This is a genomic window from Gottfriedia acidiceleris (assembly GCF_036421055.1).
GTDB lineage: Bacteria > Bacillota > Bacilli > Bacillales > Bacillaceae_G > Gottfriedia > Gottfriedia acidiceleris_C.
This window is the reverse complement of the sequence record NZ_JAZGQS010000009.1, coordinates 22,267-37,385: the sequence shown is the minus strand read 5'-3', so window position 1 is coordinate 37,385 and position 15,119 is coordinate 22,267. Positions and strand designations below refer to the sequence as shown.

The 15,119-nt window shown below is 32.6% G+C and carries 16 protein-coding genes and 1 riboswitch; of the genes, 3 read left to right on the top strand and 13 right to left on the bottom strand.

The window, feature by feature from the left end:
• Positions 1-28: 28 nt before the first annotated feature.
• From RAH41_RS14730 to rluB, 9 genes are all read right to left on the bottom strand, one after another.
• Positions 29-814: an ABC transporter ATP-binding protein gene (locus tag RAH41_RS14730; RefSeq protein WP_331223477.1), complete on the bottom strand. Its 786-nt coding sequence runs from the start codon at positions 812-814 to the stop codon at positions 29-31.
• On the bottom strand, positions 811-1,863 hold the full coding sequence (locus RAH41_RS14725; protein ID WP_331223476.1) for an iron ABC transporter permease: 1,053 nt from the start codon (positions 1,861-1,863) through the stop codon (positions 811-813). Before RAH41_RS14725 ends, RAH41_RS14730 begins: the two co-directional genes overlap by 4 nt.
• Positions 1,829-2,788: an ABC transporter substrate-binding protein gene (locus tag RAH41_RS14720; RefSeq protein ID WP_331223475.1), complete on the bottom strand. Its 960-nt coding sequence runs from the start codon at positions 2,786-2,788 to the stop codon at positions 1,829-1,831. Before RAH41_RS14720 ends, RAH41_RS14725 begins: the two co-directional genes overlap by 35 nt.
• A 124-nt stretch (positions 2,789-2,912) precedes the next feature.
• Positions 2,913-3,086, bottom strand: a riboswitch (cobalamin riboswitch).
• Between the two features lie 148 nt (positions 3,087-3,234).
• Positions 3,235-5,019, bottom strand: a complete 1,785-nt coding sequence (locus RAH41_RS14715; protein ID WP_331223474.1) for an ATP-binding protein — start codon at positions 5,017-5,019, stop codon at positions 3,235-3,237.
• Positions 5,019-5,738 carry a response regulator transcription factor gene (locus tag RAH41_RS14710; protein WP_331223472.1) on the bottom strand — a complete coding sequence of 240 codons (720 nt, stop codon included), beginning with the start codon at positions 5,736-5,738 and terminating at the stop codon, positions 5,019-5,021. The genes RAH41_RS14715 and RAH41_RS14710 overlap by 1 nt, the downstream gene beginning before the upstream one ends.
• A 238-nt stretch (positions 5,739-5,976) precedes the next feature.
• A complete protein-coding gene (gene ccsB / locus RAH41_RS14705; protein WP_331223470.1) occupies positions 5,977-7,143 on the bottom strand; it encodes a c-type cytochrome biogenesis protein CcsB in 1,167 nt (388 codons plus the stop codon).
• Between the two features lie 19 nt (positions 7,144-7,162).
• Entirely contained in the window at positions 7,163-8,779 is a 1,617-nt protein-coding gene (resB, locus tag RAH41_RS14700) for a cytochrome c biogenesis protein ResB (RefSeq protein ID WP_331223469.1), read from the bottom strand.
• A gap of 28 nt (positions 8,780-8,807) precedes the next feature.
• Entirely contained in the window at positions 8,808-9,335 is a 528-nt protein-coding gene (gene resA / locus RAH41_RS14695) for a thiol-disulfide oxidoreductase ResA (protein WP_331223468.1), read from the bottom strand.
• Positions 9,336-9,615: 280 nt separating this feature from the next.
• Complete coding sequence (gene rluB / locus RAH41_RS14690) at positions 9,616-10,344, bottom strand: 23S rRNA pseudouridine(2605) synthase RluB (protein WP_331223467.1); 729 nt, start codon at positions 10,342-10,344, stop codon at positions 9,616-9,618.
• A gap of 241 nt (positions 10,345-10,585) precedes the next feature.
• Between rluB and RAH41_RS14685 the strand changes: the two genes are divergently transcribed.
• The 3 genes from RAH41_RS14685 (at position 10,586) to RAH41_RS14675 (ending at position 11,592) form a co-directional block, all read left to right on the top strand.
• Positions 10,586-10,864 carry a hypothetical protein gene (locus tag RAH41_RS14685; RefSeq protein WP_098231587.1) on the top strand — a complete coding sequence of 93 codons (279 nt, stop codon included), beginning with the start codon at positions 10,586-10,588 and terminating at the stop codon, positions 10,862-10,864.
• 67 nt (positions 10,865-10,931) lie between these two features.
• Complete coding sequence (locus tag RAH41_RS14680) at positions 10,932-11,204, top strand: hypothetical protein (RefSeq protein WP_088010721.1); 273 nt, start codon at positions 10,932-10,934, stop codon at positions 11,202-11,204.
• Positions 11,205-11,391: 187 nt separating this feature from the next.
• A complete protein-coding gene (locus tag RAH41_RS14675; RefSeq protein ID WP_331223465.1) occupies positions 11,392-11,592 on the top strand; it encodes a hypothetical protein in 201 nt (66 codons plus the stop codon).
• Between the two features lie 51 nt (positions 11,593-11,643).
• On the opposite strand, the gene RAH41_RS14670 is transcribed toward RAH41_RS14675, so the two are convergent.
• Genes RAH41_RS14670 through RAH41_RS14655 form a run of 4 tightly spaced genes read right to left on the bottom strand, consistent with a single transcriptional unit; the run spans position 11,644 to position 14,866 of the window.
• The gene (locus tag RAH41_RS14670; protein WP_069031830.1) at positions 11,644-12,117 is read right to left on the bottom strand and encodes an S-ribosylhomocysteine lyase; all 474 of its coding nucleotides are present in this window, start codon (positions 12,115-12,117) and stop codon (positions 11,644-11,646) included.
• Positions 12,118-12,145: 28 nt separating this feature from the next.
• A complete protein-coding gene (locus RAH41_RS14665) occupies positions 12,146-12,787 on the bottom strand; it encodes a class I SAM-dependent methyltransferase (RefSeq protein ID WP_331223463.1) in 642 nt (213 codons plus the stop codon).
• Positions 12,788-13,942, bottom strand: a complete 1,155-nt coding sequence (locus RAH41_RS14660; RefSeq protein ID WP_331223461.1) for a bifunctional cystathionine gamma-lyase/homocysteine desulfhydrase — start codon at positions 13,940-13,942, stop codon at positions 12,788-12,790. It abuts the gene before it with no gap.
• 3 nt (positions 13,943-13,945) lie between these two features.
• A complete protein-coding gene (locus RAH41_RS14655) occupies positions 13,946-14,866 on the bottom strand; it encodes a cysteine synthase family protein (protein WP_331223460.1) in 921 nt (306 codons plus the stop codon).
• Between the last annotated feature and the right edge of the window lie 253 nt (positions 14,867-15,119).

Genomic DNA, 15,119 nt, shown 5'->3' with positions numbered 1-15,119 from the left:
AAAAACATCTCCTTTTTTCAATATTAATTTACAAAACATTACTTTTATAAATAATGACCTTTTTATTTGTTTCGGGATTATCTAAAATTTGAAAAGATGTGTCATATAAACCTTCTAATAAATTTTCATTTAAAACTGAGTCTGTTGTTCCTTCGATATAAATTCTTCCATTCTTTAATCCTACTAATCGGTCACAATAAAGACTTGCTAAATTTAAGTCATGAAAAACAGTTACAATCGTTTTATTTTCTTGTTTTTGTAATTCCTTTAAAACGTCTAAAATTTTAATTGTATGCATTAAATCTAGATGGTTACTTGGTTCGTCTAAAAAAATATATGGTGTTTCCTGAGCAAAGCATTGAGCAAGAAATACTCTTTGACGCTCACCACCACTAATTTCATTTATGAAGCTTTTTTCCATCTTCTTTGTACCAGTCATCATCATTGCGTTATTGACTGCAGTTTCATCGACTGTGGACCAGCTAGGAAAAAAGGAAGACGAATGAGCTAGACGTCCGAGTTTAACTGTTTCTTTTACCTCATAAGAATATGTATAGGAATTTTGTTGTGATAAAACCGCAATCTTTCTTGCTATTTGTTTATTAGACATACTAGTAACAAATTCTCCATCCAACATTACATTTCCTTTAGACGGCTTAAACAGTCCACAAAGAATATTTAAAAACGTTGACTTTCCACTCCCATTTGGACCAATAATCCCTAGCCATTCTCCTTGATTAATTGAATAAGACAGTTCATCCAAATCAGTATGAATTCCATCATATGAATATGAGATATCTTGACATTGAATCATACTTTTCCCCTATTTCTCTTTAAAGATAGTAAAATAAAAGCAAATATTGGCGCACCAATTAATGAAGTAATTACCCCTATTGGTAACTCTCTTGGAGCTAAAACAACTCTTGATAATATGTCAGACCCGATTAAAAATATTGCCCCATTGATCATCGATAAAGGAAGTAATTTTTTATGTAATGGCCCTACCATAGTTCTAGTAAAATGCGGAACAACTAATCCTACAAATCCAATTGTTCCCGATACTGCTACTGCTGCACCAGATAAGACACTTCCAGTTAACAAAATTAAATAAGTGGATTTTTTCACATCAATTCCGATATGTTTTGCATTTGTGCTACCAAATGTCATCGCATCTAACTGCCTATTTTGACTAAATAAAATTAAAAAAGAAACGATTAAAAACGGTAATAAACTAAGAGAGTATTGGATGCCTCTACCACCAATATTTCCCATTAACCAACCAATAACTGCTCGTAATTCATTATTTGAAAATGTAATAAATAATGATAATAATGCAGAACAAAATGAACTGATTATGATACCACCTAATATAATTGTCTCTACATTTAGAGATCGATCTAGTTTTCTAACAAAAAGGATTAATAAGACGAGTGTACCAAACCCAAATAATATACTAACAACTGGCAATGTAAAATAAGTTACAAAAGGTAAACTTATTTGGAAAAACAAAACTACAACAGCTCCGACAGAGGCGCCAGAAGAAACACCTAATGTAAAAGGATCAGCTAATGGATTTTTAAGTATTCCTTGAAATGCAACACCTGCCAACGAAAGGCACGCACCGACTAATCCAGCTAACATAACCCTTGGCACTCGTATATTCATGACAATTGTTTGAATATCAGTTGGAACATAATCTGTTTTAAAGAATGCATCTGAAAAGCTAGAAATAATAGAAGAAAAGGGAATCGATGTAGACCCAATCGAAACCCCTAAAATAAATAAAAAAATTAATAAGATAGTTGGTATTAAAAAGATAGAATATGTATTATTTATAAAGCTCTGGGTAAACCGCCTTTGCAATTGCTTCGACTCCCTCTGCAAGTCTTGGACCAGGTCTAGATGTTGTATCTGAATTAACATCATATACACGGTGATTTTTTATAGCGTTTACTGTTTGCCAGTTTTTCCTAGCCATTACAGTTTTTTCTAAATTTGGAACATAAGATCCATAAGTTGTTAAAATCACATCAGGATTCGCTTTAATAGCTGATTCCTCACTATACTTTACCCAACCTTTTTCACTTTCAGCTACGTTTTTAGCATGAACAATCGATAGCATTTCATCCAAGAAGGTACCTTTACCTGCTGTATATATTTCTGGTGGTCCTGATATTTCAAGCCAAACCTTTGGATTAGTATTTGCTTTAGCTGTTTTTTTGCTAATTTCATCTAATTTTGTTTTCATACCAGTTATAACTTTTTTCGATTGCTCAGTTTTTCCTGTTATTTCTCCAACTTGTTGAATTGTATCATACACATCATTAATAGTTGCAGCATTTTTTACGACAAAAACATTGATTCCCGCTTGTTTTATCTGCTCTAAACCGTCAGCAGAAATTCCTAAGCTTGATTCGTGTGCTAAAACTAAATCAGGTTTTAATGAAATAATTTTTTCAACATTATATGTCATATCAGCATTATTTCCGCCAACTTTATCTATTGATTTTACTTCTTTCGGATAATTGTCAAAGTCCGTTACCCCTACAACATCCTTGCCATCTCCAATAGAAAACAAGATTTCAGTATTACTTGGAATAAGTGATACGATTCTTTTAGGTGCCTCTTTAAAGCTAATTTCTTTGTTCGTAGCATCTTTAACAGTCATTGGAAAAGTTGCTTGTTCACTCTTACTTACATTCGATTTTTTTTGAGTCGTATCATTATTACAACCAAATAATCCTAAACACAATAACAAAATGATCACACTTGATAAAAACTTCTTCATTTAAATCCTCCTAATAAGTTTGGAAAGCATAAAAAAACCCCATTCATTTTGAACGGGGGCTGAAACAACATAACTATACAAGAAGTCTTGCAACTGCTGCTTCAAATTCTTACTCCCCGAAGAATTGAACAAGGATGAATTTAGCAGGTCTACTGACTTTGTTTCAACCTACTCCGACCTTCCCATTCTTAAAGAACAGTGGTTATACGTTTCGTCCACATTACAGTTGCGGGGACAGCTCTGGATTATACCAGATTCCCTATTAAGCAATACTTGCACTAAACTCATCAATATTTCATTAATTCAATCGTAAGATAAATTGGGTAAGAATTCAATTATTTTATTTATATGTTTATTATTTTACTATCCTTTTATTTGTTTTTTTGTGTGATTTGCAGAGATTTCGTCTCTAAACTTAATGGAAATATGTTTTATATGAAACAAGATTACTCTACATCTTTTTCGTTCATTCGTAAATTATGCGGTATTTTAACCTTAAATGTCGTTCCCTGTCCTACTTCACTATAGACCTGAATAGATCCACCATGTGCTGTTACAATATTTTTAACGATTGATAAACCTAAACCCGTGCCACTTCTACCTCTTGTACGTGCTTTATCCGCTTTATAAAAACGTTCAAATACAAATGGCAAATCTTCATTTGAAATCCCTGCACCTGAATCAATAAAATTAAATGTAGTTGATCGTTCATTTTGATTTACTGAAACAATTATTCTTCCATTTTCATTTGTATGTCTTATCGCATTATCAATTAAATTTGTAAAAACTTGTTCCATCCGATCCTCATCTATATAAATATACAAATATGGAATGTTGTCGATTTCACCAAATAGCTTAATATTTTTGTCCTTTGCCAATCCTTTAAACTTGCGTAAAATTCGATCTACAAATTGTACTAGAGGAACGTATTCTCTATTTAATTCAGTAAATCCGTTCTCCATTCTTGCTAAGTCTAACAAATCATTTACTAATCGACCCATTCTAAGTGACTCATCATATATGATTTGTGATAATTCTTGCATCTCTTCTTTGGATTCTGCTACACCATCAACAATCGCTTCGCTATAACCTTGTAATAATGAAATAGGTGTACGTAGTTCATGAGAAACATGGGCTATAAAATCTTTTCTCATTTTTTCTAAACGTCTTTGTTCTGTAACATCACGAATTACCGCAACAACGCCTCTTATATTTGTTTGATCATAAAGAGGCGACATTAAAACTTGCCAATTGCCTTGATCGAAATTTAATTCGATAAATTGTTTTTTCTCACTTTCGACTACTAATACAAATAAATCTAATAGTTCCTTCGTTAATACAAGTGAAGAAGGTTCTTCAAATTGATCATCATTAAGCATTTTCAAAAAGCGTTCAGCTGGTGGATTCGATGTCACGATTTGACCTTCTTTATCAATCGAAATTACACCATCTACCATACTTGTAATAATATTAGAAACTTTCTCCTTCTCTTGTTTTAATGCATTCATATTAAAATTTAATTGTTTACTCATCTTGTTAAATGAGTAGGCAAGTTCTCCAATTTCATCACTTGAATGGATTGGTACTTTCACATTAAAATTTCCTGAAGTCATACTACTTACAACTTCTTTCATCTTTCTAAGAGGTGCTGTAATTTTAGAAGAAAGAAAGAATGAGAAAAATGTTGTTAACACGATTCCGATCGATGCAGCGAGTAAAACAAAATTAGTCGTTTGGTGAATCATTACTTTTACAGGTTGTAAAGTTTGATATATAAATACAGCTCCATTTTTTGTGTTTGTATGTAATGGAACACCCACTACTAATTTTTCTCTCTCACTATTTTCACCATATACAAGTCTTTTACTGACCTCTTTATTATCAGTTAACGTTTTATTTAAGATTTCATCATTTTTAATTTCTTTAAAAGGTAGCTCCTGTATCCCATATGTATTATTTGAATACCATGGCTCTTGTCCGTCAATAGATATGATTACTCTTGAATATCTACTAACAATATTATTTGATAGATACTCTATATTGGAGAGTGGTTGACCATTTTCTATTAATTGCGCAATTTTCGTGGCATCATCTTTCATATTTTGTACTTGAAGGTCAATATAAAACTTTTCAAAAAATCCTATTAAGACAAAGGTCAAAAATGATAATACAAGAGAGACTAGTAAGATAATTGTAAGCCAAAGCTTCCCAACTAAACTTCTTACAATCATTACTCCTGACCTACTTCAAATTTATAACCGACACCCCAAACAGTGACGATCATTTTCGCAGCATCCTCAGAGCTTTTACTTAGTTTTTCTCGCAATCGTTTTACATGTGTGTCTACTGTACGTAAATCACCGAAAAAATCATATTGCCAAACTGATTTTAATAATGTTTCACGATCAAATACTTTGTCAGGTGCCTTAGCTAAAAACAACAGTAGTTCGTATTCTTTAGGCGTTAAGCTGATTTCTTCCCCTTCAACAATTACTTTATGCGCGTCATTATCAATCGTTAGATGCGGAAACACAACGACATCCTTTGCTGAAGTATTGTCTGAAGTAAATACTGGTACAGGTGAAGAACGTCTTAATAAAGCTTTAACTCGAAGAACGACTTCACGTGGACTAAATGGTTTAACGATATAATCATCTGTCCCTACTTCAAAACCTTGAACTCGGTTTGTTTCTTCACCTTTTGCCGTTAACATGATCACAGGAGTTGTTTTTGTTTTTCGTAATTCCCTACAAACTTCAATTCCATCAATTTTAGGCATCATCAAATCTAGTACAATTAAGGAATAGTCATTCTTCAATGCTAAATTTAAAGCATCCTCGCCATTTTCAGCTTCATCAATACTATAACCATCACGTTCCAAATACATTTTTAATAATCGTCTAATACGATCTTCATCATCTGCTATTAATATTTTTATATTTTGATCCATAATTTCGACCCCCTCTTCATAATTTTACATAATAAAAATTGTATATTCTAGTATAATTTGTGAACATTTTTACATAATTCTTAGAATTTATTATTTCCATAAAATAGTGAAAAAAAACTAAGAAGTAAGTCTACCATTTCTAGGGAATCAAAATTTAAATACATGTGCATCGAAAATATAAATTAGAAAAAAGCCCTGTAAAGGAAGTTTTATCATCCTTTACAGGGCTTTTTATTAATTAAGCATATGAGTGTAAGCCTGCAATGATTAAGTTAACAGCAATTAAGTTAAACATAATAATTGCAAATCCTAATACAGCTAACCAAGCTGATTTTTCACCTTGCCAATTTCGTTTGAAACGAAGATGCAAGAAAACTGCATAGAATAACCATGTTATTAATGCCCAATCTTCTTTTGGATCCCAGCTCCAGAACTTTGTCCAAGCAATTTGAGCCCAAATCATCGCAAAGATTAGTCCTCCAAGTGTAAATACCGGAAAACCAATCGCTACAGCACGGTATCCGATTTCGTCTAATAATTCACTATCTACTTTTTGTACAAAAGGTTGTAAAAATGCACCAATTCGTTTTCTTAATATTAAACGGATGATTGCATATAATGCCGCTCCAGCAAAAATTGACCAAATTACAGTGTTTAATTTCTTAGCATTAACCATTGCTGGTACTTCTGCAAGTGCTTCAAATCGGTCTTTTGTAGTCAATTCACCTTTATGTGGACCAACAAGTGACGGAAGATTATAGACCATTTCTTCTTGTACTTTATCTTTATTAATCCAATTATATTTTTCTTCGTATCCAGATGCAGTAAATGCTGTTGAAATAACGACGAAACCAACAACAGTTACTAAAAAATATAAAACTGCTTCTAACCAGAATGTTTTCTTTGTTGATACTTTTTGATCGATATTTTTAATTAAATAAATTAGTCCTGTAATAAAGCTAATGGCTAAAATAGCTTCCCCTAAAGCTGCTGTCGTTACATGGATATGTAACCAATAGCTTTTTAAAGATGGAACTAATGGTTTGATTTCATGTGGAAATACTGATGCATAAGCAATGATAATAATTGACAACGGTAATGCGAATAATCCGATTATATTTAAACGATACATAAAATAAATCATGATAAACGCAAAAATTAACATCATTCCAAAGAATGTAATAAATTCAAATAGATTACTTACAGGTGCATGTCCAGCAGCAATCCATCTTAAAATAAAATAAGTAATTTGCGATAAGAATCCAATTATTGTAATTGTAATACCAATTGTGCCCCATCTATTAGGACCATTATCATTTATTTTCATCGAGCCGCCAAAAAAGAAAGTAGCTACAATATAACAAATAAACGCGATAAATAAGAAATTACTACTTAGCTCGTACATATTTTCCCCCTATTAAACACTATTCATTAGCTTGTTGATCGATCGGCAATTCTATTTTTGTGTCTTTAAACACTTTCTTTAATTCCATTTTTAAACCATAATAGTTTTTATTTGTAAATGCCGCAACCCAAACTTCCCCATCTTGATTTTGGATCCAAATGCGTCGGTGATACCAATACATACCTTGAATTACACCGATCATAAAGATTGCTCCTCCAAGACCTAGTAACCAAAGAGTTAAATCTTTACGAACTGTTAAACCTGTTGAATCTTTTGTTTCAATACCAGCAAATGACATTTTATATTTGTTTTCACCATTTGGTTCAATATTTTGTTTGATCGCTACGAATGCTACTTCACCTTTTGGTGTTTTTGGAGTAGTCATTTTAAATACAAACGCTGGATTGTTTGGTTTTCTTGTTTTTGTATCAGGTTGACCATCAGAGTTAAAATAGAAATCTGGAAAATAATTTTTAAGTTCTACTTTATATCCATTTTTTAAGTCATATACTTCTTTAGGATTTTGTAAATCTACTGTTATTGGCCCTAATTTTTCACCTGTTTGTTTATTTTGTAATGTAAATAAAAATGCACTAAATTCACCAATTCGATAGTCTACTTGATAAAGAGCGAAGTTTTGGAACTTTAGAGGTTCATTAACTTTAATACTATAATCTTTTACTTTTTTAAGTTTTGGATCTTCTCCTGGTATTAAATTTCCTTCGCGTTTATACAACGTAACATCGGCTTGATAGTTTTTAGGAATTTTATCATTTCCAAAGCGCTCAATCGCTTTTTTATAAACTTTACCCTCTTTATCTTTATCATACGTTTCCATATGGAAATCATTTAATTTAATATAATAATTTTGGTTAGTACCTACGACAGGCTTTAATTCGCCTTCTTGAACCCAAAGGGCCTTATCCATATACATTCCTGGTACATATCTCATCATTACCCCAATAAGGAAGATAATTAACCCTATATGGTTTACATATGGTCCCCAACGAGAGAAACGACCTTTTTCTGCTAAGATATTGCCGTTTTCTTCACGGATTTTATAACCTCTTTTGCGTAAATTAACTTTAGCTTTTTCTATTTCGTCTGGAATATGTTCAACTCTACTAATTCCAAACATTTTTTGTCTTTTTAGAAAGTTTGGATGTCTAGTAACAGTTTGTTTGTTTAGAGCTTTATAAAGTGGTAAGATTCGATCTAAACTACATATTACTAGTGAGATCCCTATCGATGCCACAAGTAACATGAACCACCAAGAGTTAAACGTATTATCCAAACCAATTGCATCGTATATTTTACCAAAGATTCCATATTCATCTTGATAATACGTTGTCGGATTCGCAGTCGGCGGTAGTAAATCTCTTTGCGGAAAAATAGTACCTAATGCTGCTGCTACTAGCGTAATTAGGATGATTACAACAGCTACTTTCACAGATGAAAAAAACGTCCATATTTTATCTATAAAAGTTTGATTATTAACGATTGATCTTCTAGCAGTTCCTTCATAGCGCATATCAAGTATTTCAGTTGATTTTTCATCTTGTGGTTTACCACAGGACTCACATATTACAGTACCTACATGATTAAGATGACCACATTCACATTTAAAAGTCTCCATTTTATTTCCCCTTACTAATGTACACTCATCATTTTGGTAATATTTCTTTAATATAACTTTCAAAAGAATTCGGTGTCATTTGACCAGTTACGATTCTCTTTATTGTCCCATCCGGACTAACAAAAAACGTAGTTGGTAAAGGGTTAACACCGTATATATTTAAAACCTCTTGATCTTTATCTATTCCGACTGGAAAATTAAGTTTATAATCGCTTACAAATCTTTGTACTGAAAATTTCGATTCATCTGCGTTCATTGCAAGTAACTCGATTCCTTTTCCTTTATATTTCGAATAGATTTCATTCATAAAAGGCATTTCTCGCTTACATGGCTCACACCAAGTACCCCAAAAATTAACAATTACGCCTTTTCCTTTTTCACCTGAAAGAGTATATCTCTTACCAGTATTCAGCTCCGTCATAGCAAAATTTGGTGCCTTACTTCCTTTAGTAATCACTTCATCTTTCTTAAAGAAATTTATGTAAAAAGTATAACCAATTGCACAAACCAAAACTAATAAGATAATTGTTCGAATTAACGTTCTATTTTTCTTCATATATACAGTTCCTCCCATATGATAGAATATCATTATTTCCTATTCTTGAATAGAAATTTGATACGTTTCAAAAAAGACTAAATTTTCAATCTTTTACCCTAAAATATTTCATGTTTAAAGCAAAGAAAAAACTCGGTATTTACCGAGTCTTAGTGGAAAATTAACATATCAGACTGAATTAAAACACAGTTTCTAAAAGTGTTAACCGGATTATAGATCAATACGATAAATAGGTAAGATAACTAAATATGAAAGCAGTGATCTTTAGTCTGACTTATCATTAGCGTGGCTTTGCTGTAGCCATTGCTCTTAGTTTTTTCACTTCATGAGGAGATAGTTCTCTTGCATCACCAGGCGTTAATCCAGTCAAATCTAAAAACGCATATCGTTCACGTTTTAACTTCATAACAGGTGTACCAATCGCCTCAAGCATTCTCTTGACTTGACGGTTTCTACCTTCATGAATGATCAATCTTATAATGGCAGTATTTTTGCTTTTATCAAGTGAAATCATTTTTACTTGTGCCGGAGCCGTCTTCCCGTCCTCAAGTACAATTCCTCTTTCTAATTTACGTAACTGCTCTTTAGTTGGAATCCCTTTTACTTTTGCAATATATTCTTTATCTATTTCATATTTTGGATGTTGAAGTAGATTTGAAAATTCTCCATCATTTGTTAATAGAATGATACCTGATGTATCAAAATCCAATCTACCAATTGGATAAATACGTTGTTTAATCATTGGAAAAAAGTCTGTTACAACTTTTCTACCTTTATCATCTGAAACGCTTGAAATTACACCTGATGGTTTATATAAAAGGAAGTAAACTGGTTCTTCTTTGTCAATCGGAATCTCTTCCACTTCAACACGATCGTTACCACTTACTTTTACACCTAACTCAGTAACAACCTGACCATTTACTTTCACTTTACCTTCTTTAATTAACTCTTCTGCTTTACGACGAGAAGCAATACCCGCTCTAGCAATAACTTTCTGTAATCTTTCCATTCGATCATTTCACCTCTTCAACCATCATACAGATTTATACAATTGAAAACAAGTGGCAGGTACAAGGTTTTTGTGAATAAAGTATGTTAAACGCTAAATCTAAACCATAATTCCATTTTACAAGTAGTGCAAAAACGTCATTCTTCCATCTATCCCCTTTTTCCATATTCCTTTTCTCAATATCATATTTTTAAAAATCTATCATATAATTTACTAGATTTGCAGAAATGAGGTAATAGATATGAATTTAACTTTAAAACACTCCTCAGCCTTTGACCGTTCTAAAATTATTACGCCAGGTAGTGTACTTATAACTAAAAAGAATGAAACAATCTATATGCTTGTTTATGAAGAAAATGAGGACGATTTTCCATATGTACTTGTCTCATTAACTGATGCAAGACTAGTCCAAAATTATGACATTATGCCAACCCTAGGAGATATTGAAGACTGGATTGGTGAAGTCACAATGGTAACGCAAAAAAACAAGCTATCTATTACAATTCAAGCAAATTACTAGTTTGCTGTTTAATCTATTAGAAACCCGTCAATAATATAATAAGTAAAATGAAAAAGGAGCTTACTATATGAATTATTCTTTTAATCCTGCAGTAAAATATAATTCAGTTGGTTCGTTTAAATTAGGCGATGTATTTTTCACTTCAGATAAACCATCAAAAGCATACAAATTAATCTATGACTCTACAGAAACTAACTTCCCTTATATTTTATTATGCTTAGATGATGCCATTTCAATTCAAAGCTTTGATGATATCCCAACAATTGAAGATATTGAAGAGAATATTGGAGAAATTAAATTCACTGTTCCAAAAGAGAAATTACTTCTTGTGATTAATTAAAAAAAGACATATATTTGTTAATTAAAAACGCCATCAAAATTTGGATGACGTTTTTTCATCTGCTTAAAAAACGATTTTTATCATTCTTACTTGATTTGCAGTCTGATGAATAGAAAACAATTAGATTACCCTAAGTAAAGGCTATTTGAATAGGGTTTATCGCAGACATTTTTGATGAATAAGTTGATTGGATCCAATAGTGCTCGACTCCTATGGGATTAGCGGGAAGGCTAAAGACCCCGCAGGCTTTGCCGAGGAGGCGAAAGACCCCGCAGGCTTTGCCGAGGAGGCGAAAGAATCTCGCCCCATGGAAAGCGAGCATCCTGTAATGGAAATCAACATCACTCTAATCCTTTTACGAAATTTTGATAATGAATTGACAAGATAGTTTTTCAACATCATAAAAAAACGTCATCCATTAAGATGACGTTTTTTACGATTAAGCAAATACGCTTTCCAACGTTTCGTCTGTTTGTTCGCTCCAATATTTTAACCATTTTTTTGCGCCTTCAAGGTCATGAAGTTTTGCTTGGCCGCATTGAAGTTCATTTGCAGCAGGTACTTCTTCAACTTGTAGTCCAAGTTCAGCTGTTTTACGTAATAATGTGATTACTTCTGAAATTGAAGGTGTACCAGCGATAATTAAATAAAATCCTGTTTGGCATCCCATTGGTGATAAATCAATAATTTTAAAAGGGTCACCCGCAGGTACTGCTTCACGAACGTTCAAAGCTAATAAATGTTCTAAAGTGTGAATTGTATCTGGCTTCATTGCTTGCTTATTTGGTTGGCAAAAACGAATATCATATTTTGTAACTACTCCATCTGTACCAACTGCATGAGTACCACAGTGTCTAACGTAAGGAGCAACAACCTTTGTGTGATCTAATTCAAAACTTTCAACTGATGGCATATTTTATTTCCTCCTAAATTACATCTCTCTATTTTTTTGTAGCTTCAACGATCCATACAAAATCATTATATTGTTCGAATTTCACTTCAAATCCATTTTTTTCAAAATGTGAACGAACAACTGGAATTAATGGATAATATTCTCTAATTAAATCATCTCTTAGATTGATATAATTTGCATTTTCTGCTTTTGTAATTTCATTCTTATAATCTTCTTCTGTTAGAAACATTGTATCCGCAAATACGATTTTCCCATTTGAGTTCAGTATGGAGCTATATATTTTAATAGCTTCATATTTTTCTTGATCAGTTAAATGATGAAAAACGTATGAACTTACTATTGTATCAATCGGGGACTGTGGTTTCGGAAAATCAATTAAATCTCCGTCGTGAATCGTAATATTCTCTCCTAATTTCTTTGAGGCAATAATTCTCATCTCAGGAGATGGTTCGATTGGAAATACAGTTTTTCCTTCATTAAGAAGTAACTTTGTTAGATTTCCTGTACCAATACCAAATTCAAGGACGCTGTTTCCACTTCTATTAACAATTTCATTCAGTATTTCATCGTAACGTCGAAATGCTTCTTTGTATTCTGGATCATGGCCTTGAACAAAAGAATCATAACTTTCTGCCCAACCAGTAAAAACGTCTAAAAACTCTCTACCCATTTATCTCACCTTTGATGTTTGAAATATTAATGCTTGTTCTAGGTCTTCAATTAAATCTTCTAAATCTTCTAGACCAACCGATAATCGAATTAATTCATCAGAAATTCCTGATGCAATTCGTTTTTCTCTTGGTATTGAAGCATGCGTCATTTTTGAAGGGATACCGACAAGACTTTCAACTGCTCCTAAACTTTCAGCTAATGTAAACCACTTTAATTTACCTACAAATTCTTCTGGATCTAATCCTTCTTTTAATTCAAAAGATAACATGCCACCAAATCCACTGCTTTGTTGTTTTGCCAATTCATGATTTGGATGTGTTGCTAATCCAGGATAGAAAACTTTATTTACATTTGGGTGATTTGATAAGAACGTTACAATTTCATGCGTATTTCTTTCATGCTCTTCCATTCTTATTCCAAGTGTTTTAATACCACGTTGTAATAACCAGCTATCGTTTGGTCCTAAAACGCCACCAATCGAATTTTGATAAAACGCTAACTCTTCAGCTAACTCTTCTTTATTCGTTACAACAATCCCAGCTACTACATCACTATGTCCTCCAAGGTACTTTGTTCCACTATGAACAACAATATCAGCACCTAATGTAAGAGGTTGTTGCCAATATGGTGTAGCAAAAGTATTATCAACAATCGTTAATAAGTCATATTCATTTGCAAGTTTCGCAATTGCTTTAATATCAGTAATTTTTAATAATGGGTTACTAGGTGACTCAATAAAAATTGCTTTTGTATTTGGTGAAATAACACTTTCAACTAACGTAATATTACTTGTATCAACAAATGTAGCTGTTATACCTAAATTCGATAATACTTTTGTAAGTAAACGGTAAGTACCACCATAAACATCATCGCCAACTACGATATGGTCACCTGTCTTAAATAAACTAAACACCGTATGAATCGCTGCCATTCCAGATGCAAATGCAAACCCTGCAACACCGTGTTCAATATCTTTCATTAACTCTTCAAGAGCATGTCGTGTCGGATTGCCTGTTCTGGAATATTCAAATCCTCTATGTTTGCCAACAGCATCTTGTTTATACGTACTAGTTTGATAAATTGGAACACTAACCGCACCAGTTGTTTCATCTCTACTAATTCCCCCGTGTATTAACGCCGTCTTTTTCTTCATATTTTATCCCTCACCATATATGTTTTTACTTAAGTATCTTTCACTACTATCTGGGAAAATCGTTACGATTGTACTCCCTGGTTTTGCTTTTTTGGCTTCTAATAAACTTGCATATAACGCAGCTCCTGACGAACTTCCAACTAAAAGTCCTTCTTTCGTTGCTAATTCTTTTACTAAACGAAATGCGTCTGAATCAAGTACTGTGTGAATATCATCAAATAAGTTTGTATCTACAAAAGCAGGAATGAATTCCATTCCAATTCCTTCTGTATCATGTGAACCTGGCTTTCCACCATTTAATATTGATCCTTCTGGCTCAACAATAACTGTTTTTACATTTTGTAATTTTTCTTTTAAATACTGAGCTGTTCCAGTAAATGTTCCTCCACTGCCAGCTCCAGCAACAAATACATCTATTTTTCCATCGAGTTGTTCAACCAACTCTGGACCTAATGTTTTGTAATAAGTTCTAGGATTTGCTTCATTACTAAATTGTGAAGGTACAAATGAATTCGGAATTTCTTTTGAAAGTTCATTTGCTTTTTTAATTGCACCTGTCATTCCATCTTCTGTAGGTGTGTTCACAATTTTTGCTCCAAGTGCTTTCATTAACGTTTGTTTTTCTAAACTGAATTTTTCAGGAACAACAAATATCACATTTACGTCATATTTTATAGCTGCTAGTGCTAAACCAATTCCTGTATTTCCTGCGGTGGGTTCAATTACTGTTCCACCTTTTTCTAATTTACCTTCATTAAATGCAGTTTCTAACAATTCCATTCCAAGTCGATCTTTTACACTTCCACCTGGGTTACAGAATTCTAGCTTTGCAAATAGTCTTGTTCCTTTTGGTAAAGGGAATGTTGTAATTTCAAGCAATGGTGTTGATCCGATCAGCTCGTGTACTGACTTTACAACTTTCATAATTTCAAGCTCCTTTATGTCACAAAAAGGTTAGTTTCTTCCAATCCATTATATGCAACATGGGTAAAATTGAATGTTGTCTTAATACCAACTATTCTTATTGGTATTATAAGATATTAAATTTAAATGTGCAATAAAAAAAGTACTTTTATCCTAAAATAAAAGTACTCATGTTGTTGAAAAACTACCTTGACAATTCATTATCAAATTTTTGTAAAAGGAGTTTAGTGAGGTTGATTTCCTTACGGGATGC

Coding starts and splice junctions, on each gene's coding strand:
- RAH41_RS14730 (WP_331223477.1), bottom strand. CDS start 814: ATGATTCAATGTCAAGATATCTCATATTCATATGATGGAATTCATACT.
- RAH41_RS14720 (WP_331223475.1), bottom strand. CDS start 2,788: ATGAAGAAGTTTTTATCAAGTGTGATCATTTTGTTATTGTGTTTAGGA.
- RAH41_RS14715 (WP_331223474.1), bottom strand. CDS start 5,019: ATGATTGTAAGAAGTTTAGTTGGGAAGCTTTGGCTTACAATTATCTTA.
- RAH41_RS14710 (WP_331223472.1), bottom strand. CDS start 5,738: ATGGATCAAAATATAAAAATATTAATAGCAGATGATGAAGATCGTATT.
- ccsB (WP_331223470.1), bottom strand. CDS start 7,143: ATGTACGAGCTAAGTAGTAATTTCTTATTTATCGCGTTTATTTGTTAT.
- resB (WP_331223469.1), bottom strand. CDS start 8,779: ATGGAGACTTTTAAATGTGAATGTGGTCATCTTAATCATGTAGGTACT.
- resA (WP_331223468.1), bottom strand. CDS start 9,335: ATGAAGAAAAATAGAACGTTAATTCGAACAATTATCTTATTAGTTTTG.
- rluB (WP_331223467.1), bottom strand. CDS start 10,344: ATGGAAAGATTACAGAAAGTTATTGCTAGAGCGGGTATTGCTTCTCGT.
- RAH41_RS14685 (WP_098231587.1), top strand. CDS start 10,586: ATGAATTTAACTTTAAAACACTCCTCAGCCTTTGACCGTTCTAAAATT.
- RAH41_RS14680 (WP_088010721.1), top strand. CDS start 10,932: ATGAATTATTCTTTTAATCCTGCAGTAAAATATAATTCAGTTGGTTCG.
- RAH41_RS14670 (WP_069031830.1), bottom strand. CDS start 12,117: ATGCCATCAGTTGAAAGTTTTGAATTAGATCACACAAAGGTTGTTGCT.
- RAH41_RS14665 (WP_331223463.1), bottom strand. CDS start 12,787: ATGGGTAGAGAGTTTTTAGACGTTTTTACTGGTTGGGCAGAAAGTTAT.
- RAH41_RS14660 (WP_331223461.1), bottom strand. CDS start 13,942: ATGAAGAAAAAGACGGCGTTAATACACGGGGGAATTAGTAGAGATGAA.
- RAH41_RS14655 (WP_331223460.1), bottom strand. CDS start 14,866: ATGAAAGTTGTAAAGTCAGTACACGAGCTGATCGGATCAACACCATTG.